Below are 23,344 nucleotides of genomic sequence, written 5' to 3' on the forward strand. Positions count from 1 at the left end.
GGGAGCTGAGATCGTGCCGACGACACTCGCGCGCACCTTTGCGGCGTTGAGCGCCATCAATGAAGCGATCCTGTACGCGAGATCGCCGGAGGAGCTGTACCAGAAGGTCTGCGACGCCGGGTTTTCGAGCGGGGATTTTCTGGCCGTTGCCGTTTTCCTGGTCGAGCTGGACGGCCGAAGGCTGCGCTACGCGGCCGGTTGTGGCGATGACGTTGCGCGGCTCCGCTCGATCGTGATCACGACGGAAGCCGGGACGCCTGAAGGATCCGGCGTCGGCGGCGAGGCGTTTCGCGATCAGAAGCTGTGCGTCAGCAACGACTATCTGAACGATCCGCGCTCGCTGGCGTGGCGCGAAGGCGCCGCCAAGGCGCATATCGGTGCGGCCGCGGCGCTGCCGCTGCTCTGCAATGGCAAGAGCGTCGGCGTATTGTATGTGACGCGGGGCGAGGCCAACTCGCTGAACGAGCAGATGGTGTCACTGTTCGAGCGCATGTCGGCGAACATTTCCTACGCGCTGGACAATTTCGCCCGTGAGACCGCGCGGCAGACCAGCGAGCGGGCGACGCGGCGCCTCAACCGCATGTTCGGCGCCATCAGCGCCACCAACGAAGCTATCCTGCGCGCCAAGACCGAGCGGGAGCTATACCAGCTCGTGTGCGACGCTTCGGTCCACAGCGGCAAGTCGCTGGCGACCATCGTGCTACTTCGCGAGCCGGACTCGCACTGGATGAAGCCTGTCGCCGCCACCGGGCAGAACCTCGATCTCGTCACCCAGGCACGCTATTCGGTCGATCCGGACAATCCTTACGGCAAGGGTATCTCGGGCGAGGTGTTCCGGACGCAGAAAGCCATTGTCGAGGACGATCTCGCCAGCCGCACCAGGGGCACGCCGTGGGAGCAGGCCAACGTCAACACCGGCGTCGCCGCCTGCGTGGTCGCGCCGTTGATCAGGCACGGCGAGAGCGTCGGCGTGCTGCTGTTCTTCATCAGCCGGTCCTGGGCCAAAGACGAGGAGATCGTCGCGCTGCTGCTGCGCATGGCCGAGAACGTCTCCTTCGCGATCGAGAATTTCGGCCGCGAGGCCGAGAAAGCCCGGATCTCCGCCGAAGAAGAGTGCCTGGCGCGCATGTATGCAGCGCTCAGCGCCACCAACGAGGCGATCCTGCGGGCACGGTCGCGGGCTGAGCTGTTCGACCTCGTCTGCGAGGCGACCGCAACGGGAGCAAAGTTCACCTCAGCCACCGTCGCGCTGGTCGACGATCGGACCGGGCTGCTGCGCGTCGTCGCCTGCTACGGCCCGAATGCGGATCAGGTTCGCAACTTCACGTTCTCCACCTCCGACCAGGTGCCCGAAGGGCGCGGCTTGACCGGCACCGCGTTTCGCACGCGCCAGCCCGCCGTCAGCAACGACGTGCTCGCCGACGACCGCATTGCGCCCTGGCAGGCCAGCGCCCGCCGCACCGGCATCGCATCCTCCGCGGCCTTGCCGCTGTTCAACGGCGACCGGGTCGAGGGCGTCTTTCTGTTCAACTCCCCGGAGCGCGGCACCTTCACGCCGGAGCTCGTCGAGCTGCTGCGCAAGCTTCAGGCCAACGTCGCCTTCGCGCTCGAAAGCTTCGACCGTGCCGATGAGAAGGCGCGGGCGGACAAGCAGCGCAATCGTCTGAGCGGAATGTTCGAGGCGCTGAGCGCGACCAACGAAGCCATCATGCGCGCCAAGACGCGCGAGGAGTTGTTCGACGCGGCCTGCCAGGCGGCCGTGCTCGGCGATCTGTTCGCCTCGGCGACGATCGGCATCATCGACGAGGCACGCGAACTCGTCCGCGTCGTTGCCGTCAAGGGACGCTTGCAGGAGCGCATGAGCGGGCGTACCTGCATCATTTCCGCCGACCATCCCGAGGGCCAGGGCATCATCGGCACCTCGCTGCGGACGTGCCGGCCCAGTGTGATGAACGATTATCTGAACGAGCCGCGCTCCGCATATTGGCGCGCGCAGGCCATCGAGGATGGAACGCGGGCTGCGGCGAGCTTCCCGCTTCTGAGAGCGGGACGGGAACCGGTCGGCATTCTGCTCTTCCTCGCACCGGAAGAGAATACGTTCACGCCCGATCTGGTCGAGCTGCTCGGGCGGCTCGCGGAGAACGTCTCCTTCGCACTCGACAATTTCGAGCGCGCCGAGGAGAAGGCCCGCACCGAAGCGCAGAAGGAGCGCCTGACGCGCATGTTCGCGGCGCTGAGCGCGACCAACGAGGCGATCATGCGCGCGAAGTCGCGGGCCGAGCTGTTCGACCTCGTCTGCCTTGCGGCGTCGAACGGCGCCAAGTTCACTTCGACCACGATTGCCCTGGCCAGACCCGGCACGGACCAGCTCGAGATCGTCGCCGCCGCAGGTCCCTCCGCCGGCACCACGCGCAATGTCCGTCTTTCCGTCGATCCCGAACGGCCGGAAGGGCGCGGCATGAGCGGCACGGCGTTCCGCACGCGCCAGCCCTGCATCAGCAACGATTATCTCAACGACGACCGCGTCCGTGTCTTCCACCCCATCGTGCGCGCGGACGGCGCGCGGTCGGGCGCCGCGTTTCCGCTCATCGTGCACGACCAGGCGGTCGGCGTCATGATCTACATGTCGACCGAACCGGCGACCTTCACGCCCGAATTCGTCGAGCTGTTGCAGCGCCTCGCCGACAACGTCTCCTTCGCGATGGAGAACTTCGATCGCGCCGACGAGAAGAACAAGGCCGACGAGCGCATCGAATACCTCGCCTCGCACGACAGCCTGACCGATCTGCCGAACCGCGAGACCTTCAACGCCCTGCTGCGCGAGGCGATCGATGCGGCGCAACGCCACGATCACCGCTTTGCGGTGCTGTTCATCGACCTCGACCGCTTCAAGGTCATCAACGATTCGCTGGGTCACGAGGCGGGCGACCTGCTCCTGCTCGAGGTGGCGAACCGTCTGCGCGGCGCCCTGCGGGCGAGCGACGTGGTCGCGCGCCTCGGCGGCGACGAGTTCGTGGTGATCCTCGACCAGTGCGGCGAGATCGAGGACGTCCAGCGCATCGCCACCGGGCTGCTCGCCGCGCTCGCCGAGCCCATGCAGCTGGCCGGCCACGAGTGCCATTCCACCGCCTCGATCGGCATCGCGATGTATCCGGCCAACGGCTCCGACGCGCAGACGCTGACCAAGAACGCCGACATGGCGATGTACCTCGCCAAGGAGGACGGCAAGAACGGCTATCGCTTCTTCTCCAACGAGGTGAAGACGCAGTCGATCGAGCGGCTGTCGCTGGAGAGCGCGCTGCGCCGCGCGCTGGAGCGCGAGCAGTTCTCGCTCAACTACCAGCCCAAGGTGGACATGGCGACGGGTCAGATCACGGGCGTCGAGGCGCTGCTGCGCTGGACGCATCCCGATCTCGGCAGCGTCTCGCCGGCACAGTTCATTCCGCTTGCGGAGGAAACCGGGCTGATCGTGCCGATCGGCCGCTGGGTGCTGAAAGAGGCCTGCGCGCAGGCCATGGCCTGGCAGCGCCGCGGCCTGCTGCCGCTGTCGATGGCGGTCAACCTGTCGCCGCGGCAGTTTGCCGACGAGCATCTGTTGCAGGACGTCGACGAGGCGCTGGCGGCCTCCGGCATGTCGCCCGTGCTGCTCCAGCTCGAGGTCACCGAGAGCATGATGATGCGCAATGTCGGCCGCGCGCTGAAGGTGCTCGACTCCATCCAGAGCCGCGGCATCCGTCTCGCCATCGACGATTTCGGCACCGGCTATTCGTCGATGTCGCTGATGAAGCACTTCCCGATCGACACGATCAAGATCGACCGTTCCTTCGTGCGCGACCTGCCGCAGGATTCGGAGGATCAGGCCATCGCGCAGGCGATCATCAGCATGGGCAAGGCCCTCGGCATGACCGTCGTCGCCGAAGGCGTCGAGAACGCCGAGCAGGAGGCATTCCTGCGCGCCCATGGCTGCGACGAGATGCAGGGCTTCCTGATCTCCAAGCCGCTGACGGCGCGGCAGATGGGCGAGCTGCTGCGGCCCATGGCGCTGCCCGTCGCGCCGCCGCTCCAGCCGGAAGCGGCCGACGAAGACGCAGCCTCAGGGCTGAAACGCGCTGTCGTCTGACGGCTGCGGGTGCAGCTCGCGCACCTCGTGCTCTTCCCCCTCGGACTTGCTCGGAAAGTCCTGGGGAGCGGTCAGTGACGTCTGCTCGGTGAACAGCGCGAGAATGGCGCGCGCGCCCTCGGCGAAGCTCGTCCCTTCGCTCACGTTCAACGCGCAGCAGCTTGTTGCGCTCATCGGCTCCTGGTCGTCGACCACGGCCATCGCGGGCCCCCACCACCAGGCGGGCGCGGGCGAACGCTCGTTCTCCGGCACCACATGCCAGCGGACGAACTCCTCCATCACGCGCTCGAATTCCAGGCGGGCAGCCTGATGCATGTGGTCGATGCTCCCGGAATCGCGTCCGACGACGGGTCGACACGCTGACTAGATCGTCACGTCGCTCGGAGAAATCGGCTCGTGCAAGCGAACCGAACCATGAAAGGCCGACGTCGTCGTCGGCAATGCGGAACGTGCGGCTGCCGGCAATGTGCCGACGCAGCCGCGACAAGTCATTCTAGGCGCTGCAGGGCACGGCAAGCAAGCGATTGGAGCCGCGATTGCCTAACGCGGCCTGAACGGATGCGCCTTCTGATGCCAGGCCCAGGCCGTGCGGACGATCGTCGGTAGGTCGGAGTGACGCGGAACGAAGTTCAGCACCTTTCTTGCAGCAGAGGGATCGGCGACCAGAAAGGTGGGATCGCCGGCGCGGCGCGGCTTGATCGTGTGCGGCACCTCGCGCCCGGTCTCCTGCCTGATGGCGTCGAGGATCTCGCGCACGGAAAAGCCGGAGCCGGTGCCGAGATTGAAGCTGCCGCCGGCATGGCCTTGCTCCAGAAGCCTCAAGGCCGCCACATGCGCCGCCGCAAGGTCCGTGACGTGGATGTAGTCGCGGATCGCGGTGCCGTCGGGCGTGTCGTAATCGTCGCCGAACACCGCGAACTCGACATGGCCCTGAAGCGCCATCATCGCGCGGGGAATGAGGTGGGTTTCGTTGTCGCGCAGCTCGCCGATGCCGCCCGCCGGATCGGCGCCGCTGGCGTTGAAATAGCGCAGGCAGAACGCGCCGAAGCCATAGGCCGTGCGGTAGTCGGCGAGCATGCGCTCGATCATCAATTTCGACGCGCCGTAAGGATTGATCGGCGCGCAAGGAAAGTCTTCCGGCAGCGCCTTGGAATCGGCGTTGCCGTAGACGGCGCCGGTCGAGGAGAACACGATGCGATGGCAGCCCGCGTTGCGCATCGCCTGCAGCAGCGACAGCGTGCCCTGAACGTTGTTGATGTAATATTTCTGCGGGTCGGTCATGGATTCCCCGACGAGGCTCGCCGCCGCGAAATGCATCACCGCCGCGATCTTGTGGTCGGCGAAGGCGCGCGCCAGCGCCGCGCCGTCGAGCAGATCGCCCGTCACCAGCGGGCCGGATACGAAGCTGCGATGACCTGTCGAGAGATTGTCATAAACGACGGGCTGATAGCCGGCGGCGGACAATGCACGGCAGGCATGCGAGCCAATATAGCCAGCGCCCCCGGTGACGAGGACGGTCGGTCGGTCGGTCATGTCGTATTCTGCTCTTCTCTTAACGGAGGGGCCGGTTGCGGCTGAAGAGAAGATAGAGCGCGCGGGGGTTGGTGGTCAAATAACGCCAGAGCAGACGGCGCGGCTCGAGCAAGGTGCGCCAGGCCCATTCGAGCCCGATCTTCTGCATCCATTGCGGCGCGCGGGAACGACTGCCTGACAAGAAGTTGAACAATCCGCCGGATGTCTTGATGACGCCAACATTGGTCAGATGCGGCGTGAATTCCTTCACGAATGCCTGTTCGTTGGGCACACCGAGCGCGACCCACAGATAGTCCGGTGCCAGGGCGTTGATCTCCTCGACCTTGGCACGCAGCGCCTCGCCGCGCAGATAGCCGTGGCTGTGCCCGACGATTTTGAGACGTGGATACATTTTCTGGACGTTCGCGACCGCCGCGGCGTTCTCGGCCTCGCTTGCGCCGAACATGTAGAAGGTGCGGCCGGCGGCTTCGGCCTTGCGCGCGACGACGTGGAACAGGTCCGTGGTTGCGACGCGCTCCGGCAGCGGGAACCAGGATTGCAGCTTTGAAGCGGCGACCAGCGGCTGTCCGTCGGCGTTGATCAAATCGGCGGCACGGAACAGCTGCTCGGTCTGCGGCTCGGTCGAGCAGCGCGCCAGCACCTCGCCATTGGCCGAGGTCAGGAACAGCGGACGGCCGATGCGATGGTCGGGATTCGTCGCCTCGATCATGAAATCGGCGGTCTCTTCCAGGTCGATCGCGGCCATGCGAAGTCCGCCGACGGTGATTCTCGGCACCTCGGCAGTTGCTGCCCGTCCGTCGAGGTTGACGCGGCGCTCAAGCATATTGTCTGCCTCGCTGGCGCGTTTGCATTGCAGGGGTGAGCTCGTCGAGCACGACGCCGACGAGCTTGCGCTCGGCCGGGCCGAGCGCGGCCAGGATCTCTTCCAGGCTGTCGTTGACGTCGAGGCTGGTCGGCAGCACGGCCACCAGCGAGTCGATGTCCTCGAGCAGCTTGCGGCCGCCGGCCGCGAGCGGAATGGCCGGGCCGTCGAGGATCACGAGATCATAGCCGCCCGCGGAATGGGCCTGCACAATCGCCTTGTGGATGGCATCGGCGGCTTTGCCGGCGTCGCCTTCGGCGGCCGGCAGCACCGAGATGCCGTTGACCGTCTTGATCTCGCGCGCGTCCTTGCTGCCGATCGAGAGCCAGCCGAGCCTGCTCGGCTCGCTCTTGCCGGGACGGATGACCCTGTTCGTGAGCGAGCGCGCCTGATGGTCGGCATCGATCATCAGCACGCGGGCGCCGTCGCGTGCGGCCGCCAGCGCGAAGTTCAGCGCGGCCACGCTGCGGCCGCTGGTCTTGCCGGTGCCGACGAGCGCGACGACCGGCATCGCGTTGCCGCCGGCGCGCCGCGTCACCGCGGCGCGCATGTCGCGCCAGGCGTTGAGCAAGCTCGTCATGGGAAAGCCGGGGCGCAGCGTCGGCCAACCCAGCCGCGTGAGATCGACGCCGCCGCCGGTGGGAAGTATGGCGCCGAGCGTATGGATGACGTCGGCCTCCTGGAAGCGTGCGATCAGCGGCTTCTCGATCATTGGCTGCTCGACCATCGAAGGCTGCAGCGGGGGCGCGGCGAGCTCCGGCATCGACGGCGCAGCTTCAGGAGCGCGCGGGGCCTGGCGCGGCTGAGCAACCTCTGCAGCGCGCGGGAGCTCCGGTGCTCGGGACGCCTGCGGCGCTGGCGAGCGCTCACGCCGGGCGGGTGTCGGCGTCGCGGGCGCGGCTGCACCGGCGAAAAGCAAATCTGCAACGACGAACCAGCTCGATGCTGCGATCGCCCCGAAGATGAAGCCGATCATGGCGAACAGGCTCATGGCCGGCGGGAACGAGCGCCGCTGCGGCACAGTCGCCTCGCCGATGACGCGGGCGGCCGAGGTGTTCAGGCTCTCCTGCTCCTCGGTCTCGCGGGAGCGCTTGAGAAAGGACTGATAGACGTCACGGCTTGCGTCGGCCTCGCGCTCGAGCTCGCGCAGGCGCACGGCGGCCTGGCTGAGCTGAACGCTCTGCCGCTTCTGCGCTTCCAGCGCGCGGTTGAGCGAGGCCTCGAAGTCGCGGGCGCGCGTCAGATCGTTCTTGGCGGACTGGGCGAAGCGGTCGATCTCCTCGTTGATGGTGCGCTTGAGGTCCTCGACCTGCTTCTCGGTCTGGCGCAGCGCCGGATGGCGCGGGCCGAGCTCACCGGCCTGCTCCGCATATTTCTTCCGGGCGTCGGCATATTGCGCGCGCAAATTCGCAATGGTCGGCGATTGCAGCGCCTCCGGAATCGCGCCGGCATCGGCAGCGGTGCGGCGGCTCGCCTCGATCTGGTCGAGCCGCGCCTGCGCGTCCATCGTCGCCGCGCGGGCCGCGGAAAGCCGCTGGTTGCTGGCGGAGAGCTGCTGATCGCTGATCAGCGCATCCTGGGTGCCGACGAAATTGTTCTGGGCTTTGTAGGTCGCCAGCGCGGTCTCGGCGTTACGCAGCCGGTCGCGCAGCTCCTTCAGACGGCTGGAGAGATCGTTGGTGGCGCGCCGTGCCGCCGAAGCCTGCGACTTGCGGGACTCGGCGAGATAGGCATTGGTCAGCGTGTTGGCGAGCATCGCCGCCTTGGCGGGATCCGTCGACCAGACCTCGATGTCGACGATGAAGCTCTTCTCGGTTTTGCGGATCGCGATGTGCTTGTTCAACGCATCGAGCGCCGCGAGCTCCACTTCCCTCTTCTCCGCAGCGGAGGGCGCGCGCGGTTGCAGGCCGATCAGGCCGAGCAGCGACGACATCAGGCTCCCAGCCTCACCGCCTCCGAATTCCGGATCCTTGTCGAGGCCGGCCTGCTGGATCACCTGGAGCAGCACGCTGTTGGAGGTGATCAGGCGCGCCTGACTCTCCACCACCATGGCCATGCCGGTGACGTCCTGGGCCCGGGGCGTGAGCTCGCGGTCGACGAGCTGAAGCTCGCGCGGGTCGACATAGAGCTGAGCGGTGGCGGTGTAGCGGGGCGTCACGCTCTTGCCGATCGTGACGGCAAGCGCCGCACCGAGCAGGGCGGCCGCGGCGATCGCGACCTTCCGCCGCCAGAGCAGATTGGCGAGCTCCAGCACGTTGAAGCCGGCCTGAGGCTTCCGTTGCGCGGCCTCCGGTCTGGCTCGATCGATCGGCTGGCTATAATCAAGCATGATCCCCAGCTTTCATTCCAAGTGCCGCGGGCTGAGGGGTTACTCTTCGCTTTACGCCACGCACCCGGGATATAGGTGCCCAATCAACGCAACAGGGAAAATTAACCATACTCATTGAGGGACTATTCACCGAAATGGCAAACAAAGCGTTTAAGCGCATGCCATCCCTCGGCGCGTCCCTATGACGCCCGCGATACCCGCCGCTTCCAGGAATTAACGGTTCGTTACCGCGCGCAGCATGGCTGCGAGCCGTCGTTCGTCCGTTGGTGGGCCGCGCACGTGCCATCGCCGTCAGATCCTCCGAAGGATGACGTGATAGTCGCCGCGGCGGACGTCGGTGCCGCGCGGCAGCACGGCATTGAGCACCGCGGCGCCGGCGTCGACCAGGGCCGCAACCAGCGGCTTGCGCCGGCGCATCTCGGGATAGCGCGGACTCTCGACCTCACGACGATAGATCATCTCGAGGCCGTTGGCGGCCGCGAATGCTTCCAGCCGGGGCAGCGTCACCAGCGGATGGAAGAACGTCGGGAACGGCGGCTCGCCCGGCAGGCCGGCGTCCTTGATGCCGCGGACGTGCCGGTAGAACCAGACGTGAAACCAGTGCGGCGAATATTTGGTGACGACCCCGGAGAGCGAGCGCGGATTCGGTGCGCCGATCAGGATCATCCCGCCGCGCCTCAGCGCATCGCGGAAGTTCAAGAGCGCGGCGTCGACATGGGGCAAGTGCTCGATGACGTTGTAGCAGATCACGAGATCGAAGGTCTCGCGGGCGAAGCTGTAGGTCTGGACGTCGCCGAGGATCGCCTCGTCGGCGTAGGTGTTGTTGCGGACCTGGTCCTCGTCGATGTCGACCACGGTGACCTTGCTGCGGCTCAGCAATTCCGGTGGCAGAACGCTGCACGAGCCGCCGCCCGCCTCATAGATCGCGAGGCGGCCCTGCGGCAGCTCGCGGCACAGCACGTCGTGGACGGCGAGCAGGCTGTCGCGGGCTTCGCCCGGAACGAGATCATGGAGCGCCTCGGCATATGGTGCAGCCGCGGGGAATTGGATCGCCGTGGCTGTCGCGAAATCGATCGGGGCTGGCTTGTTCATGGATTCTGACCGCGCTTGTTCTATTCAAATTTACAGGAAAAAATGCGCCTGCCCGAAGAGCAAATCCGATGCCGCACCGTCTCACCGGTCGCAGTGCTTACGGCCCGGTTAATGCGCATGCGCATTAACTACGGTATTGTTCATGTTGGAGCGTTGTCGGCGCATGGACCGCCAATTGCAGCACGACGCGCGGCGAACTTGGTGGCTATGTACCGCGCGGCAGCCGTTCATTTTGAGACGCATCTGTCCCGCGGCGATGTGCCGTCGTGGGACGCGCGATCGAAGCAGGGCTTTTTCAATACATCTCGGACATCTAGACCTCATGACATTGATCCCGACAGACTTGTCTGCGGCGCGCATCTCGGATGCCGTGCGCGATCCCAACCGCGAGATCGTGGCGAGCTCTCGCGTCATCGACCTGTCGGTCGGCATCGTCGTCTGCGTTCCCTGCTTCCGTCGTCCGCAACACCTGCGCCTGACGCTGGAGTCGCTCGCGAACCAGCGCACCCCGCGCTCCTTTGCCGTCGTCATGGTCGAGAACGATGCGGTGCGGCGTGAAAGCGCGCCGGTTGCCGTGGAGTTTCTGGCCCGTGGAAGGCTCCAGGGCGTCTGCCTCATCGAGAAGCGGCAGGGGAACTGCCAGGCGATCAATGCTGCCTTCGAGACGGCGCAGCAGCTGTTTCCCGCCGCCACCCGTTTCCTGATGATCGACGACGACGAGATCGCATCAAGCGACTGGCTCGAACTGATGGTCCGCACCGCGGAGGCGACCGGCGCCGAAGTGGTTGGCGGGCCGGTGCTGCCGGTCTTCGACGACGACAGCAAGCCCTGGCTTTCGCGTCATCCCGCCTTCTGTCCCGCCTACGACTACAGCGGTGCGGTGCCGCTGATCTACGGCTGCGGCAATTGCCTGATCACGCGGGCCGCCTTCGAGCGGTTCGACCGTCCCGCGTTCGACCTGCGCTTCAATTTTCTTGGCGGCGGCGATTGCGATTTCTTCGTGCGGTGCCGTGACGCCGGTATGCTGTTCCACTGGACGGCGGAGGCCGTCATCACCGAGACCGTGCCGCGTAGCCGCACCAGCCTCGGCTGGATCGCAAAGCGCGGCTTGCGCATCGGCGCGATCAATTATCGTGTGCAGTACAAAGCCGCCCCGAGCGCAGCAGCGCGGGCGCGGGTGTTTGCGCAGATGCTGGGCCGCTTGCCGCTGTCGCTGCTTCGCGCCGCCGCCTTGTTGCCGTCGTCGAAAGCCGTCGTCGCGATGCATCCCGTGATGGTTGCGTTTGGCGCCGCCCTGGCGGCCCTCGGCCTCGAGCCGAAGCCTTACGAGGCCTCGAAGATCGCGTCCTGACGCGGCGAGGATTAGATACCGAAACGGGCGAGGGCGACCCGGATTGCCGAGCGTGGCAGCGATTTGAGCGACTGCCGGCCGATCATCGCGAGATAAGCGAACGCCTGGCGATACCTGCCGAAGCGGACCGCTTGCATCGCCGAGTAGGTAACGAGATGAATCTCGGCGGCAAGGCGCAGCCCGGCTGTCATGTGCTCGGGCAGTCTCGCCAGGATCAATCCGTCATCGAACACCCGCGCGATGGCCGGGAAGAAGTCCTTCGGCGTCCGGATCGCGGCGTTCATGGTGTTGGTGGTGTGAAGACGATAATCGAGCAGCAGCTCTGGCGCGAACGCGAACTCCCCGATCGCAGCGAGGCGGCACCAGCAATGCCAGTCCTCGCAATATTTGAGGGACGTATCGAAGCCGCCGATGGCGCGGAAAGCTTCCGCGCGTGCGAGCGCGATGCCGCCATTGACGATGAAATTGCCGGCGGCGAGCCGCGTCAGCACGTCTCCGGACGGCTTCCGGCGCCCCTTCAAGAGGCCGCGCCGGCCGATCTGGCGGCCTTCGCTGTCGATCGTGTTGTAATCGCCATAGACGAGGACGGCGCGCGGCGCGCCACGCGCAGCAGCGAGCAGCGCCGCCACCGCGCCTGGGCGCAGGCGGTCGTCGGCATCGAGGAAGAGCAACCACTCGCCGCTTGCCTGTCTTGCGCCGAGATTGCGTGCGGCCGATACGCCCGCGGAATCGTTGTGGAACAAGTGCAGCCGCGGGTCACGCATGCCGCGGACGATCGCAACGGTTTCGTCGTCCGAGCCGTCGTCCACGACGATCACCTCGGTCACCTCGCGCTGCGCCAGAGCGCTGGCAAGCGTTTCGCCGACATAGGCCGCAACGTTCTTGGCCGGAATGACGACCGATATGGGTGTGGTCGAGCCGACCTGAAGCGGCAAGCGCGCCGGCGCTGCCGCGCGGGAGGCGGCTGGCAGTTCGAGAACCTCTTCAGCGGTGATCAAGCTACGGCTCGCCTTTAATGATCCGTTAACCAGGACCCCATGTGCCGCGCTGGTAATGCTGGCGATCTGCAAGTCCGGCGTGCGCGCATGATACTCGCATTCCGCTCGAACCGTTGCCGAGAAGGGCCGTGTGCCGCCGGTTTCGTAGAATAACGTTAAGCCGCTGGCATTAAGCCTGTGGCAAATTTGGAAGAGTGCGGCGGACTGCCTCGTGCGAGAATGCGCATCGGACTGCCGCGGATGGAATCCCGTGCCCGCAAACACGTTCGAACACGCCCCCGATACGATGATCCTGAACCTCTTTTACGAGGACAAGGATGACCGCTGGTTTCCGGGCGACAGGCATCTGCGTCGCATCGCCCGCCGGTTGTTGCTCGGCGAGCCGCGCATGAGTGGCCAGCTGCGCGTGTTCCTCAATCTCTGTGCGGGGCTCGACCGGCTCGGCATCCGCTACCGCGTCAACGATTACGGTTACATCGCGGAACATCCCCACGAGCTTGCCTGTATCGTCGGGCGCACGTTCCTGCTCGACAAGTTCCTATGGAAGAACCCGATCCTGCTCGGCGCTGCCGTCCACAATCATCCGCTCGACGACCCTGATCTATTCAAGCGTCTGCCGGTGAAGAAGGTCGTGGTGCCCGGTCCCTGGTACGTCGATATGTACCGGCCATATTGGCCCGAGACCGAGGCCTGGCCTGTCGGCATCGACACGAATCTCTGGGCGCCATCGGCTCGAGCGCAAAAGACCGTCGATGTCTTGATCTACGACAAGGTCCACTGGGACCGCGAGCGCTACACGTCGGAGATGATTGAGCCCGTGCGCGCCCGGCTCGTTAAGGAAGGCCGCTCGTTCACGGAGCTGCGCTACGGCAGCTACAAGGAAGCCGATTTTCAGGCGGCGCTCGCGCGTTCGCGCGCGATGATCTTCCTGTGCCAAAGCGAGAGCCAGGGCATCGCCTATCAGCAGGCCTTGTCCTGCGGCGTGCCGGTGTTTGCCTGGGATCCGGGCGGGCCATGGCGCGACCCCGACTATTATCCGCATCGCGTGCAGTTCGCGCCGGTGTCGTCGGTGCCGTACTGGGACGAACGCTGCGGGGTCAAGTTCACCGACATCGCCGGCTTCGAGACGGGCTGGGACAATTTCTGGGCCGGGTGCACCGCGGGCGCGTTCGATCCGCGCGGCTACATCCTGGACAATCTCACGCTGGAGCAACGGGCGCTGCAATATTACGAGATCGCGCGGAGCATCATGCGGCAGCCCGCGATGTCGCAGACCTCCGCAAGACCCGTTGACGAAGCCTCGGAAGGGTTGAGCCGCGACCCCAAGCTTCACTGGCGTTACCGAATGTCTTGAGCCATGGACCGCAGTGCCGCCAACATGACCGACGTCGGGGCCCGATCGTTCGGCCATATCCTGCGTGATCGCCTCGCAGGGGTCGATGCCGTGCAGGTGGCGCGCTGCCTCGTCGCGGTCGGGGCGCTGCTGCTGGTGCTGGTGACACTCGATCCGTTCCCGGACCTGCGCAATCCCGACGTCACCATGATCGTCGGCGGACGAATGGCGCTGACGTATATCGCCTGGGGCCTGCTGGCTGCGGTCGCTATCCTGTGTGTCGCTGCCACCGATGCGCTCGCGCTGAAGAGCCTGGTGACGCCGCTGCATCTCTGCCTGCTGGTCTGGCTTGTGATCAACATCGTGTTCTCGGAAAGCCGCGGCGTTTCGATGCAGCGATTCGTGCTCACGGTCAGCGTGACGTCGCTCGCCATCGTGTTGCCGTTGCTGCCGCCGACGCGGCGCAGCTTCAACCTTTGCCTGGGCGGCGCCGCGCTCGTGCTGCTCGCGCTGTGCTATCTCGGCGTCTTCCTCGCGCCGCAATATGCGGTCCACACGGCGCTCGACGTCACCGAGCCGCAGCTTGCCGGCGACTGGCGCGGCAGCTTTGGCCACAAGAATATCGCCTCCGCCGTGATGACCATCCTGGTCTATGTCGGCATCTACCTGTCCGCCGTCGGCTCGTTCGTGATGGGGCCTGTGATCGCCGTGCTGGCCGGCACCTTCCTGATCTTCACCGGCGGCAAGACGTCCTCGGTGCTGTGCCTTGCGATCTACGTGTTCGCTTCGCTGGTCTATGTCACGCCAAGCCTGTGGCTGAAGCGGCTCATCTGCTTCGTGCCGCTGATTGCGATGAACCTGTTGACCGTCGGCAGTGTCGTCAGTCCGGTGCTGGCGGCGATGACACGGCTGCTTCCGCTCGATCCCACCTTCACCGGACGCTCCGCGATCTGGGACTTCGCGCTCGCGGCCGTCGCCGAGAAGCCGATCATCGGCCACGGCTATTCTGCGTTCTGGGACGACGTGAGTGCGCGGGCCACCGCGGAAGGAGCCGAATGGGCGACATCGGCGGCGCACAGCCACAATAGCTACCTCGATCTCGCGGTCACGATCGGTCTGCCGGGGCTGCTGCTGGTGATCCTCATCTTCGTGCTCGCCCCGCTCCGCAATTTCCAGACGGCGCAGGCTCACAGCCGCAGTGGCGCACTGGCCAAGCTGTTCCTGACCGTGTGGCTGTTCGGCCTGTACTACGGTGCCACCGAGACCTTCCTGCTCGAACGACAGAATCCGATCTGGTTCATGTTCGCGCTGGCGGTGGCCGGCCTGCACTTCCTGGCGAGGTTCCAATGCATCGAGCAGACCGAGCCCCGCGCATGACCTTCCTCAGCGTTGATCAGCCCGACGATTTTGCGTCCAGCGCGTCGGCCATTGCGGTCGATTTCCTGCGTGACTGGCGGCACGCGGCCTCGCGCCTGAGCGCCGGGCACCGCACCGCCTTCCAGCATGCTAACTGGCTCGGCGCCTGGTACGAGTCGTTTCACGACGTCGCGCCACTGATCGCCGTGATCTCCGATGCTACCACCGGCAAGGACATCGCGGTCGTGCCGATGATCAGCCATGTCAGGCGCGGCACCCGCATCGTCGAGTTCGCGGACCTCGGCGTCTCCGACAACAACGCACCGATCCTGGCGCTCGATGCCGCGTTGGATGCGGGCGCGACGGACGCGATCAACACGGCGCTGATCGGCGCGCTACGCGCTCTGCCCGACCGTTTCGATCTGCTCCGCCTGAAGAAGATGCCGGCGGAGGTCGGCGGCAAGCCGAACCCGCTGGTATCGCTCGGCCGGATCGGATCCTCCTCGCTCAACGGCAATCTCGTGTTGATGGGCGACGACTATGGCGGCTATCAGGCCGCGATCAAGCGCCTGCAGATGCCGCGCTGCTGGCGGGTCTTCAGCCGTCTTGCCGGTGCGCGGTTCGAGATCGCCGCCGATGTCGGGCGTGCGCACGAGCTGTTGGACGTGATGGATCTCCAGCAGCAGGCACGCATGCAAAAGCTCGGCTCGCGGTTCGTTCTCAACGACGAGACCCATGCGCGATTCTATCGCGCAGTCGTTCACGACGGGCTCGCGGAAGGTTATGCCATGGTGTCGGCGCTGGTCTGCGACGAAGGCGTCGTTGCCACCGCATTTGGCGTCAAGCACGGTGCGACCTATGTCTTGCTGCGCATCAGCCATGCCGGCGATCCATGGTCGAACTGCTCGCCGGGTCTGCTCGTCATCGAGCGCACCATGGCTGCGCTGCATGCACTGGGCGTGCGCCGTTTCGACCTCAGCGTCGGCAATCAAGCCTACAAGCGCCGTTTCGGCGCCGAGAGGGTGCCGCTGACCGATGTCAGCGTCGCGCTGTCCTGGCGCGGCCTGCCCTTCGCCTGGCGCGATCACGCCGCGCAGGGCCTTCGGCGCTATCCGAAGCTCGCCTCCCTCGCGGCGAGGGCGATGGGCAAGGGAGCGCGCTGACGGGCGCCGTCTGTTTCGCCATCACCTCGGAAGGCCCGCCCGGAAAGCATCCAGCAACGCGCGTCCTTGCGGCCAGTCGCCGAGCCCGCTCGCGGCATTGATGTGGCCGAGCGCGCCCGGCACGATCAGGCCGGACTGCCAGTCCTGCGCCCGCCGCCGTGTCACCTCGAGCGCTCCATATGGATCATTCGTGCTCGCGATGATCAGCGCGGGAAAGCGCAACGCGCCGCCGGGGACCGGCTTGAACGCTGCGGCCTCCGCGGGAAAATGGCCGCCATCGGGATCGGGCACGGCGACCAGAAAGGCGCCCGCAATCGCGGAAGGGAAGCGCGCGGCCCAGTGCGCCACCAAAAGGCAGGCGAGGCTGTGTGCGACCAGGAGGGGCGGCCTGGCGCAGCGCGCGACCACGTGCTCCAGGGCTTGCTCCCAGTCGTCGAGCTCCGGCTGGTCCCAGCTCGCCGGCTGGAATCGCGTGAAGCGCGCGTCAGCGCGCTCCCATAGCGTCTGCCAGTGGGTATCTCCGGAGCCGCCGAGCCCGGGCAATGTGATGATGTCGTGCATGAACGTCCCGTGATATCTGAGTTGACCGCAGTGTGACCGATCGCGGTCCTGCATCACATGGCAAGTCATCGGCGAAATCGACCATCTGCCGATGATCTCAAGGTGGAACGGAGAATTGAGTTTGGATCGCTTCGGGAGCATCGATGCCAAGGATTTGAAGATCCTCGAGGCGCTGCAGGCCAATGCGCGCGTACCGTTGTCCGAGCTCGGCCGTTCCGTCGGGCTGTCCCAGCCGGCCGTGTCCGAACGCGTCAAGCGGCTCGAGGAAGCCGGCATCATCGAGGGCTATGGCGCCCGCATCAACCCGCGCGCTCTCGGGCTCGGCCTGATGGCGCTGGTGCGCCTGCGCACCTCGCACGAGCACATCAAGACCTGCCTCAAGCGGTTCAGCGAAATCCCTCACATCATCGAAGTCCATCGCGTCACGGGCGATGACTGTTTCGTGCTCAAGGTGCTCGTTCCGGCGCCGGAGGATCTCGAGACCATCGTGGATCGCATCGCCGGTTTTGGCGCTGTGACGACCTCGCTGGTGCTACGGAGCGAACCCGTGCGGCCGATCGGCAAGGACCTCGTCAGGAAGAAAATGGAACGGAGTTGAGGCGTGGCTACGTCACGGCGCCGTCACAAAAGGCCGCGATTGCGCAAGCCTTCCGATGATCGTCCTCGTTGTGTTATCGTCGCTTCCATTCCGCGGAGGCGACATGGAAGACCGTTCGGCAAAATATCGTGCATTCTATGCGCAGTTGATTTGCGGTGCTGCGAAGGCTGCAGACCCTCGCCTCGAGCAGGCGTTTCGGACCGTCAGGCGCGAGCCGTTCGCCGGGCCCGGGCCGTGGTCGATCTGCCTCGGCGGCCATCCCTATGTGGTCACGCCTGACGATGATCCCGCCTTCCTCTATCAGAATGCGCTGTTGGCGCTGGACCCGGCGCGCGGTCTCAACATCGGCATGCCCGGAGCGCACGCCTATTGGCTCAGCGGCTGCGCGGTGAAGGAAGGCGAGACCGTGGTCCAGATCGGCGCCGGCAGCGGCTATTACACCGCAATTCTCGCGCATCTCGTCGGTCCCGGCGGCCGCGTTCACGCCTATGAGATCGATGAACGTCTGGCGGGACTTGCGCGCGACAATCTGAAGGACATCGCCCATGTGGACGTGCGCGGACGCTCGGGCATCGCGGCGGATCTGCCGGAGGCCGACGTGATCTATGTCTGCGCGGGCGCGGCGCAGCCGGCGGCGGAATGGCTCGATGCGCTGCGGCCCGGCGGGCGGCTGGTGTTTCCGCTCGCGCCCGAAGGCATGTACGGCGGCATGTTGATGATCACGCGGCCGGATGACGGTGAAATCTGGCCGGCGAAATTCCTCAGTCGCGCCCAATTCATCGGCTGCGCGGGATTGCAGGATGCCGAGGCCGGCCGGCGATTGGGCGAGGCGTTCACGAAAGGTTGGGAAGGGGTGCAGTCGTTGCGGAGAGAGGGCGTCCCCGACGAGACATGCTGGTTTGCCGGCGAGGGCTGGTGGCTTTCGACGGTGCCCGCACCTCTACCGACGGAGCCGGTTCGGCCTCACGCCGACATCACGCAGATTTAATGGTGACCGTATCCCGATCCCGGATTGGGGCGGCATTCCCGGCTGAGAATGCCGCCCAGGGTCGCATCATCCATGCAGCTTTTTGGCGGTCTCCGCGATCTGGCGGCCCTGATAGCGCGCGCCGGCGAGCTCGTTGGCGCTGGGCTGGCGGCTGCCGTCGCCGCCGGTGATCGTGGTGGCGCCATAGGGCGCACCGCCCGTGACCTCGTCGAGCTTCATCTGGCCGGCAAAGCCGTAGTTCATGCCGACCACGACCATGCCGAAATGCAGCAGGTTGGTGATGATCGAGAACAGCGTGGTCTCCTGGCCGCCGTGCTGGGTCGCGGTGGCCGTGAAGGCACCGCCGACCTTGCCGTGCAGCGCGCCCTTGGCCCAGAGCCCGCCGGCCTGGTCGAGGAAGTTCGCCATCTGCGAGGCCATGCGGCCGAAGCGGGTGCCGGTGCCGACGATGATCGCGTCGTAATTGGCGAGGTCCTCGATCTTGGCGACCGGCGCGGCCTGGTCGAGCTTGTAATAGGAGGCTTTCGCGACCTCGGCCGGCACCAGCTCGGGCACGCGCTTAATGTCAACGGTCGCGCCGGCCTCGCGCGCGCCTTCGGCGACGGCATTGGCCATCGCTTCAATATGGCCATAGGCGGAATAATAGAGGACGAGAACTTTTGTCATGGTGGTCTCCGTTGGGATTGGGTGAGGTGATTGGTTGCTTGTTCGTCACGCCGCGTCGACGAGCACGAGCTCGGAATCTTCGAGCGCCGTGATCTTCAGCTTGGCCTCGTCGCGGATCGCGGCGCCGTCGCGGGCATTGACGCGGACGCCGTTGACCTCGACAACGCCTGCCGCCGGCACTAGGTAGAGATGCCGCGACGTCTGCGGCTCATACTCCGCGCTCTCGCCCGCCTTCAGCGTGGTGGCGAGCACCCGGGCATCGGCGCGGATCGGCAGTGCGTCCGTGTCGCCCGCAAAGCCGCTCGCGATGGTGACGAGCCTGCCGGAGCGGTCTGCCTTCGGAAACGGCTTCGAGCCCCAGGTCGGCTGTCCGCCGCGCATCGCCGGCTCGATCCAGATCTGGAAGATCCGCGTCCTGGTCGGCTCGAGATTGTACTCGGAGTGGCGGATGCCGCTGCCGGCGCTCATCACCTGCACGTCGCCCGCTTCGGTGCGGCCCTCGTTGCCGAGGCTGTCCTGATGGGTGATCGCGCCCTCGCGCACATAGGTGATGATCTCCATGTTGGCGTGGGGATGGGCGGGAAAGCCGGTGTTCGGCGCGATCTCGTCGTCATTCCACACCCGCAAGGCGCCGTGGCCCATGTTGTTCGGGTCGTAATGGCCAGCGAACGAGAAATGATGCTTGGCCTTGAGCCAGCCGTGATCGGCGCCGCCGAGCTTCGCGAAAGGTCTGAGTTCGATCATCTGTGCAATTCCTTGATGTCGGATTGACCTGTTGGATAAGCCTTCGCCTGTGGTATAGAAATAGAAACTGTCGAAACGCATTGTTTCCTTAAATGCCCCATCAGGACCGGCTGCCATGGCAAAACTTCCAGATTTCGAAGCGCTCGCGATCTTCGCCAAAGTCGTGGAGCTGCGATCATTTGCGGGGGCTGCGAGCGAGCTCGGGATGTCAAAGGCCACGGTGTCCAAGGCGGTCACGCGATTGGAGGAGCGGCTCGGCGCGCGGCTGTTCAACCGCACCTCGCGCCGGCTCGCGCTGACCGATGCCGGCCACAAGCTGGCCGAACGCGCGACGCGCCTCTTGGCCGACGGCGAGGCCGCCGAAAACGAGGCGTTGGCGCAGTCGGTGGCGCCGCGCGGCCTGGTGCGGCTCGCCGTCCCCATGACGTTCGGCATCAAGGCGGTGGCGCCGCTGCTGCCCGAGTTCTTCCAGGCCTATCCGGAAGTCTCCGTCGATCTGCATTTGAGCGATGCGACTGTCGACCTGATCGGCGAAGGTTTCGACATGGCGGTTCGGATCGCGCGGCTGCCGGACTCTTCGCTGATCGCGCGGCGGCTCTTCACCATGCCGCGGTACACGGTCGCCGCGCCGTCCTATCTCAAGAAACACGGCCGGCCGACGCACCCGATGCATCTCGCCGCGCACAAATGCTTCAGCTACGCCTATCTCTCCACGCCCAATGCCTGGCACTACACCAATTCGGCCGGCGAGCAGGCCAGCGTGCGCCCGGGCGGTCAGCTTCGCGTCAACAACGGCGAAGCCGTGATGCCGGCGTTGATCGCGGGCCTCGGCATCGCCGATCTGCCGGAATTCATCGTCGGCGAGACGATCTCGTCAGGCGAGGTCGAGGTCATCCTGAAGGACTGGAAACAGGCCGAAGGCGCCGTGCACCTCGTGACCCCGCCCGGCGGCCCCCGCCCCGCGCGCGTCGAAGCGCTCGCCGATTTCCTGGCAGCGAAGCTGCCGGGCACATGCAAGCGGCGGCCGCGCGGGAAAAGCAAAGCGTCGTAGGAGCGCGCGCGGCTTCAACGCTCTCCGTCATTGCGAGCGCAGCGAAGCAGTCCAGCATGTCTCCTCGGAGAGATTCTGGATTGCTTCGTCGCAAGAGCTCCTCGCAATGACGAACTACGACACCTTCACGCCATGGATCGCGACGACGCGCAGGCTTGGCTTCAGCGTCCCCTCCAATTGCGCCTTCAATTCGTGAACGCGTGGGTCGCTCGACCGCGCCGCACACACACCATATTGATGGACGGATCGCGCCAGCGCGCGCCGCGCTTCCGGCGTTCCCGTCAATTCGGGCGTCGAAAGCCGCAACACGATCGCTGCGAGATTCACCAGCATCTCGTCCAGCGCAACGTCGATAGTCGCCAGATTCCGCATCATCCACTCTCCCTGGGAAGGCAACAGCGGGCCCGGACATGCGTTCCTGAAGGAGTCCGATATGGCTAACGCTTCGTAAACGTCTTGTTCTTGCCGCCTGGCGCGTTAGCCTGGCAGCGAAACAAGAAAATCAGGCGAGGGCAAATCATGGATCGACGCGGTCTCTTGCGTGCGGCTGCGGCATTGCCGCTGACGGAGTTTTTGCCCAGGCAGTTTGCCAAGTTGAAGAAACGCTAGGGCCCTCGCGTTGCGGTCATGAACTTTGTTGTCTATACCCGCGCCGCGTTCTGTTTCCTGCTTCCCGTTTCTCAACAACCCGACGACCGCTACATGATGCTTCGTCTTATTTGCCTCTTCCTCTTCGCACTGTGCCTGGCCGGCCCCGCGCAGGCGCAAACCAACCAGCCGGCGACGGTTGCCAAGCCGGCAAAGAACGCGCCTCCCAAGCCGGCACCTGCTTCGCAGTCCACGCCGCAAGCTGCAGGACCGTGCGTCGGCGTGATATCGCTGCTGGGCGATCGCTTCATCGTGAAGAAGATCGGCGTGACCGTGTTCGGCAACGAGAACAAGGAGGTTCCGGTCGACGGTTTCGGGCTCGATGACCTCGTTGTCGAACGTGTGAGGGCCGCGGTCGGCTCTGGTTTTGTCGTCCGCAGGATCGCTGCCGATAGATCCGCATTCAGTTCCTACGATCCCGGGCTTGGCATGTTCGTTCGCAGCGACAAGGCCGGCGCCATCGTCCGCCAAGTTGCCGGTCAGGCCGGATGCAAACGCTATGTCGTCGTGATCAAGGGAATACGCCAGGGTGGATTCTTCGGCATCGGTGTCATGAAGGTCAGCCCGCTGTACGACATGGCCGACATCTACGCGGTCATACGGATCTACGTTCATGACGGGCAAAGCTTCGATATTCTGAAGAGCGACGAAGGCTCGATCAGCGGAAGCAACTTTATGACCGGGCCGCCGACCCTGCGTATCGATTGGGCGCAGTGGCCAGAACCGCCGGAAGCCGCCAACAATCCAGTGATGCGCGCGTCGACGCGGCAACTGCTCGGCAACGTCCTCGACAAGAGCCTGCCCACCCTGTTGCAGTCGCAGTAGTTGGGGAGATGCGGTCAACCGGCCGCCCCCTCCAGGCCCCGCCGGGGAGGGTGCAAGCGCACGGCTATCGCAACACAATCCATTCCGGTTAGGCTGCCTCCCAATCACGAAAACAATCGGGGAGGTACCCACCAATGAACCGCCGCGAACTTCTGAAGGCCGCTGCCGTGCTGCCCCTCGCACAGGCCGCTTGCTCTCGATCAAGCTTTGCCCAAGCTCTTTACCCCTCGCGCAACATCACCATGATCGTTCCGTTCCCGGCCGGCGGACAGGCCGATCTCTCTGCGCGACCGGTCGCGACGGCGTTGGAGCGAATTCTCGGCAAACCCGTGATCGTCGACAACCGGGCGGGAGGCGGCGGCGGATCGGTCGGCAATGCCGCGGCCGCGCGTGCCGAGCCCGACGGTTACACGCTGCTGATGACGCTGTCCTCGCTCGCGGTGCTCCCCGAGGCCGACCGGCTGTTCGACCGCCCCGTCGCCTACGAGGTCTCGCAGTTCATGCCGATCGCGCGCGTGCTCGCCGATCCCACGCTGCTCGCGGTGCCGGCCTCGGCGCCCTGGAGAACCGCGCAGGATTTCGTCGAGGATGCGAAGAAGCGGCCGGGCCAGATCGCCTATGGCTCGTCCGGGCCGTACGGCACGCTGCATGTGGCCATGGAGATGTTCGCGAGCAGCGCCGGCATCAAACTGCTGCACGTGCCGTTCCGCGGCGCAGGTCCTGCGCTGACCGCGATCCTCGGCGGCACCGTGCAGGCGATCACCGCTGCACCCGGCACGCTGAAACCGCAGGTCGAGGACGGCAGGCTGCGCGTGCTCGGCAATTGCGGCGCGCAGCGCATCGCGAGCTTCCCTGATGTGCCGACCTTCCAGGAGCTCGGCTACAAGGACGTCGAGTTTTACATCTGGGCCGGGCTGTTCGCGCAGAGCGCTCTTCCTGCGCCGATCGCGATTCGCCTGCGCGAGGCGATGGCACAGGTGATGACGAGTCCTGATGTGCTCAAGGCATTCGAGACCTCGGGCAGCCTCGTCGCCTATCAGGACGCGCCGGCCTTCTCTGAGTTCGTCGCGACCGACAGCAAGCGGCTGATCGCGGCGGTGAAGAAGATCGGCAAGGTGGAGTAGGG

At 65.6% G+C, this 23,344-nt stretch carries 20 protein-coding genes; 10 read left to right on the plus strand and 10 right to left on the minus strand.

Going from position 1 to position 23,344, the window contains the following annotated elements; all coding sequences use genetic code 11:
• Nucleotides 1-13: 13 nt before the first annotated feature.
• A complete protein-coding gene (locus GA0061099_RS10305; RefSeq protein WP_036021074.1) occupies nt 14-4,120 on the plus strand; it encodes a bifunctional diguanylate cyclase/phosphodiesterase in 4,107 nt (1,368 codons plus the stop codon).
• Here the strand turns inward: GA0061099_RS10305 and GA0061099_RS10310 are convergent.
• The 5 genes from GA0061099_RS10310 to GA0061099_RS10330 all read right to left on the minus strand — a co-directional run bounded on the left by GA0061099_RS10310 (nt 4,094) and on the right by GA0061099_RS10330 (nt 9,936).
• Entirely contained in the window at nt 4,094-4,435 is a 342-nt protein-coding gene (locus GA0061099_RS10310; RefSeq protein ID WP_036021076.1) for a hypothetical protein, read from the minus strand. The genes GA0061099_RS10305 and GA0061099_RS10310 overlap by 27 nt on opposite strands.
• Nucleotides 4,436-4,660: 225 nt before the next feature.
• Nucleotides 4,661-5,653: a UDP-glucose 4-epimerase GalE gene (gene galE, locus GA0061099_RS10315; protein ID WP_035997363.1), complete on the minus strand. Its 993-nt coding sequence runs from the start codon at nt 5,651-5,653 to the stop codon at nt 4,661-4,663.
• A gap of 19 nt (nt 5,654-5,672) precedes the next feature.
• Entirely contained in the window at nt 5,673-6,476 is an 804-nt protein-coding gene (locus tag GA0061099_RS10320; protein ID WP_036021077.1) for a WecB/TagA/CpsF family glycosyltransferase, read from the minus strand.
• Entirely contained in the window at nt 6,469-8,844 is a 2,376-nt protein-coding gene (locus GA0061099_RS10325; RefSeq protein WP_036021080.1) for a Wzz/FepE/Etk N-terminal domain-containing protein, read from the minus strand. Before GA0061099_RS10325 ends, GA0061099_RS10320 begins: the two co-directional genes overlap by 8 nt.
• 291 nt (nt 8,845-9,135) lie before the next feature.
• Nucleotides 9,136-9,936, minus strand: coding sequence for a class I SAM-dependent methyltransferase (locus tag GA0061099_RS10330; protein ID WP_036021083.1), 801 nt, complete (start codon nt 9,934-9,936; stop codon nt 9,136-9,138).
• 322 nt (nt 9,937-10,258) lie between these two features.
• Here GA0061099_RS10330 and GA0061099_RS10335 point away from each other — a divergent pair, with 322 nt between their 5' ends.
• The gene (locus GA0061099_RS10335; RefSeq protein ID WP_036021086.1) at nt 10,259-11,287 is read left to right on the plus strand and encodes a glycosyltransferase family 2 protein; all 1,029 of its coding nucleotides are present in this window, start codon (nt 10,259-10,261) and stop codon (nt 11,285-11,287) included.
• A gap of 11 nt (nt 11,288-11,298) precedes the next feature.
• Here GA0061099_RS10335 and GA0061099_RS10340 read toward each other — a convergent pair whose 3' ends face one another.
• Entirely contained in the window at nt 11,299-12,285 is a 987-nt protein-coding gene (locus tag GA0061099_RS10340; protein ID WP_036021089.1) for a glycosyltransferase, read from the minus strand.
• A gap of 250 nt (nt 12,286-12,535) precedes the next feature.
• Between GA0061099_RS10340 and GA0061099_RS10345 the strand changes: the two genes are divergently transcribed.
• From GA0061099_RS10345 to GA0061099_RS41070, 3 genes are read left to right on the plus strand one after another with little or no spacing between them, the layout of a single operon-like run.
• Nucleotides 12,536-13,639: a glycosyltransferase gene (locus GA0061099_RS10345; protein ID WP_036021091.1), complete on the plus strand. Its 1,104-nt coding sequence runs from the start codon at nt 12,536-12,538 to the stop codon at nt 13,637-13,639.
• A 3-nt stretch (nt 13,640-13,642) separates the two neighbouring features.
• Nucleotides 13,643-14,995, plus strand: a complete 1,353-nt coding sequence (locus GA0061099_RS10350; RefSeq protein ID WP_074447679.1) for an O-antigen ligase family protein — start codon at nt 13,643-13,645, stop codon at nt 14,993-14,995.
• On the plus strand, nt 14,992-16,137 hold the full coding sequence (locus GA0061099_RS41070; protein ID WP_036021126.1) for a GNAT family N-acetyltransferase: 1,146 nt from the start codon (nt 14,992-14,994) through the stop codon (nt 16,135-16,137). The genes GA0061099_RS10350 and GA0061099_RS41070 overlap by 4 nt, the downstream gene beginning before the upstream one ends.
• 21 nt (nt 16,138-16,158) lie before the next feature.
• Here GA0061099_RS41070 and GA0061099_RS10360 read toward each other — a convergent pair whose 3' ends face one another.
• Nucleotides 16,159-16,698: an RBBP9/YdeN family alpha/beta hydrolase gene (locus GA0061099_RS10360; RefSeq protein WP_036021129.1), complete on the minus strand. Its 540-nt coding sequence runs from the start codon at nt 16,696-16,698 to the stop codon at nt 16,159-16,161.
• Nucleotides 16,699-16,819: 121 nt separating this feature from the next.
• Here GA0061099_RS10360 and GA0061099_RS10365 point away from each other — a divergent pair, with 121 nt between their 5' ends.
• Together GA0061099_RS10365 and GA0061099_RS10370 are read left to right on the plus strand one after the other, a co-directional pair.
• On the plus strand, nt 16,820-17,296 hold the full coding sequence (locus tag GA0061099_RS10365) for an Lrp/AsnC family transcriptional regulator (RefSeq protein WP_036021132.1): 477 nt from the start codon (nt 16,820-16,822) through the stop codon (nt 17,294-17,296).
• Nucleotides 17,297-17,399: 103 nt separating this feature from the next.
• Nucleotides 17,400-18,284, plus strand: a complete 885-nt coding sequence (locus GA0061099_RS10370) for a protein-L-isoaspartate O-methyltransferase family protein (RefSeq protein ID WP_036021167.1) — start codon at nt 17,400-17,402, stop codon at nt 18,282-18,284.
• A gap of 66 nt (nt 18,285-18,350) precedes the next feature.
• On the opposite strand, the gene wrbA is transcribed toward GA0061099_RS10370, so the two are convergent.
• Together wrbA and GA0061099_RS10380 are read right to left on the minus strand one after the other, a co-directional pair.
• On the minus strand, nt 18,351-18,950 hold the full coding sequence (gene wrbA / locus GA0061099_RS10375; protein WP_057028278.1) for an NAD(P)H:quinone oxidoreductase: 600 nt from the start codon (nt 18,948-18,950) through the stop codon (nt 18,351-18,353).
• A gap of 45 nt (nt 18,951-18,995) precedes the next feature.
• Nucleotides 18,996-19,694, minus strand: a complete 699-nt coding sequence (locus GA0061099_RS10380) for a pirin family protein (protein ID WP_036021138.1) — start codon at nt 19,692-19,694, stop codon at nt 18,996-18,998.
• A gap of 115 nt (nt 19,695-19,809) precedes the next feature.
• Between GA0061099_RS10380 and GA0061099_RS10385 the strand changes: the two genes are divergently transcribed.
• A complete protein-coding gene (locus GA0061099_RS10385; RefSeq protein ID WP_036021140.1) occupies nt 19,810-20,745 on the plus strand; it encodes a LysR family transcriptional regulator in 936 nt (311 codons plus the stop codon).
• 114 nt (nt 20,746-20,859) lie between these two features.
• Here the strand turns inward: GA0061099_RS10385 and GA0061099_RS10390 are convergent, their stop codons facing one another.
• Nucleotides 20,860-21,117, minus strand: a complete 258-nt coding sequence (locus tag GA0061099_RS10390; RefSeq protein WP_036021169.1) for a hypothetical protein — start codon at nt 21,115-21,117, stop codon at nt 20,860-20,862.
• A 255-nt stretch (nt 21,118-21,372) separates the two neighbouring features.
• On the opposite strand from GA0061099_RS10390, the gene GA0061099_RS10395 reads away from it, so the two are divergent.
• Both GA0061099_RS10395 and GA0061099_RS10400 read left to right on the plus strand, forming a co-directional pair.
• Nucleotides 21,373-22,218 carry a hypothetical protein gene (locus tag GA0061099_RS10395; RefSeq protein ID WP_141697578.1) on the plus strand — a complete coding sequence of 282 codons (846 nt, stop codon included), beginning with the start codon at nt 21,373-21,375 and terminating at the stop codon, nt 22,216-22,218.
• A 134-nt stretch (nt 22,219-22,352) separates the two neighbouring features.
• A complete protein-coding gene (locus GA0061099_RS10400) occupies nt 22,353-23,342 on the plus strand; it encodes a Bug family tripartite tricarboxylate transporter substrate binding protein (RefSeq protein ID WP_036021141.1) in 990 nt (329 codons plus the stop codon).
• Nucleotides 23,343-23,344: the final 2 nt, after the last annotated feature.

Source organism: Bradyrhizobium yuanmingense (assembly GCF_900094575.1).
GTDB classification, from domain to species: domain Bacteria; phylum Pseudomonadota; class Alphaproteobacteria; order Rhizobiales; family Xanthobacteraceae; genus Bradyrhizobium; species Bradyrhizobium yuanmingense.

Bases quoted from the DNA above. Each gene is read 5' to 3' on its own strand.
- GA0061099_RS10310 (WP_036021076.1), bottom strand. From the start codon at position 4,435: ATGCATCAGGCTGCCCGCCTGGAATTCGAGCGCGTGATGGAGGAGTTC.
- galE (WP_035997363.1), bottom strand. From the start codon at position 5,653: ATGACCGACCGACCGACCGTCCTCGTCACCGGGGGCGCTGGCTATATT.
- GA0061099_RS10320 (WP_036021077.1), bottom strand. From the start codon at position 6,476: ATGCTTGAGCGCCGCGTCAACCTCGACGGACGGGCAGCAACTGCCGAG.
- GA0061099_RS10325 (WP_036021080.1), bottom strand. From the start codon at position 8,844: ATGCTTGATTATAGCCAGCCGATCGATCGAGCCAGACCGGAGGCCGCG.
- GA0061099_RS10330 (WP_036021083.1), bottom strand. From the start codon at position 9,936: ATGAACAAGCCAGCCCCGATCGATTTCGCGACAGCCACGGCGATCCAA.
- GA0061099_RS10335 (WP_036021086.1), top strand. From the start codon at position 10,259: ATGACATTGATCCCGACAGACTTGTCTGCGGCGCGCATCTCGGATGCC.
- GA0061099_RS10350 (WP_074447679.1), top strand. From the start codon at position 13,643: ATGGACCGCAGTGCCGCCAACATGACCGACGTCGGGGCCCGATCGTTC.
- GA0061099_RS41070 (WP_036021126.1), top strand. From the start codon at position 14,992: ATGACCTTCCTCAGCGTTGATCAGCCCGACGATTTTGCGTCCAGCGCG.
- GA0061099_RS10360 (WP_036021129.1), bottom strand. From the start codon at position 16,698: ATGCACGACATCATCACATTGCCCGGGCTCGGCGGCTCCGGAGATACC.
- GA0061099_RS10370 (WP_036021167.1), top strand. From the start codon at position 17,400: ATGGAAGACCGTTCGGCAAAATATCGTGCATTCTATGCGCAGTTGATT.
- wrbA (WP_057028278.1), bottom strand. From the start codon at position 18,950: ATGACAAAAGTTCTCGTCCTCTATTATTCCGCCTATGGCCATATTGAA.
- GA0061099_RS10380 (WP_036021138.1), bottom strand. From the start codon at position 19,694: ATGATCGAACTCAGACCTTTCGCGAAGCTCGGCGGCGCCGATCACGGC.
- GA0061099_RS10385 (WP_036021140.1), top strand. From the start codon at position 19,810: ATGGCAAAACTTCCAGATTTCGAAGCGCTCGCGATCTTCGCCAAAGTC.
- GA0061099_RS10390 (WP_036021169.1), bottom strand. From the start codon at position 21,117: ATGCGGAATCTGGCGACTATCGACGTTGCGCTGGACGAGATGCTGGTG.
- GA0061099_RS10395 (WP_141697578.1), top strand. From the start codon at position 21,373: ATGAACTTTGTTGTCTATACCCGCGCCGCGTTCTGTTTCCTGCTTCCC.
- GA0061099_RS10400 (WP_036021141.1), top strand. From the start codon at position 22,353: ATGAACCGCCGCGAACTTCTGAAGGCCGCTGCCGTGCTGCCCCTCGCA.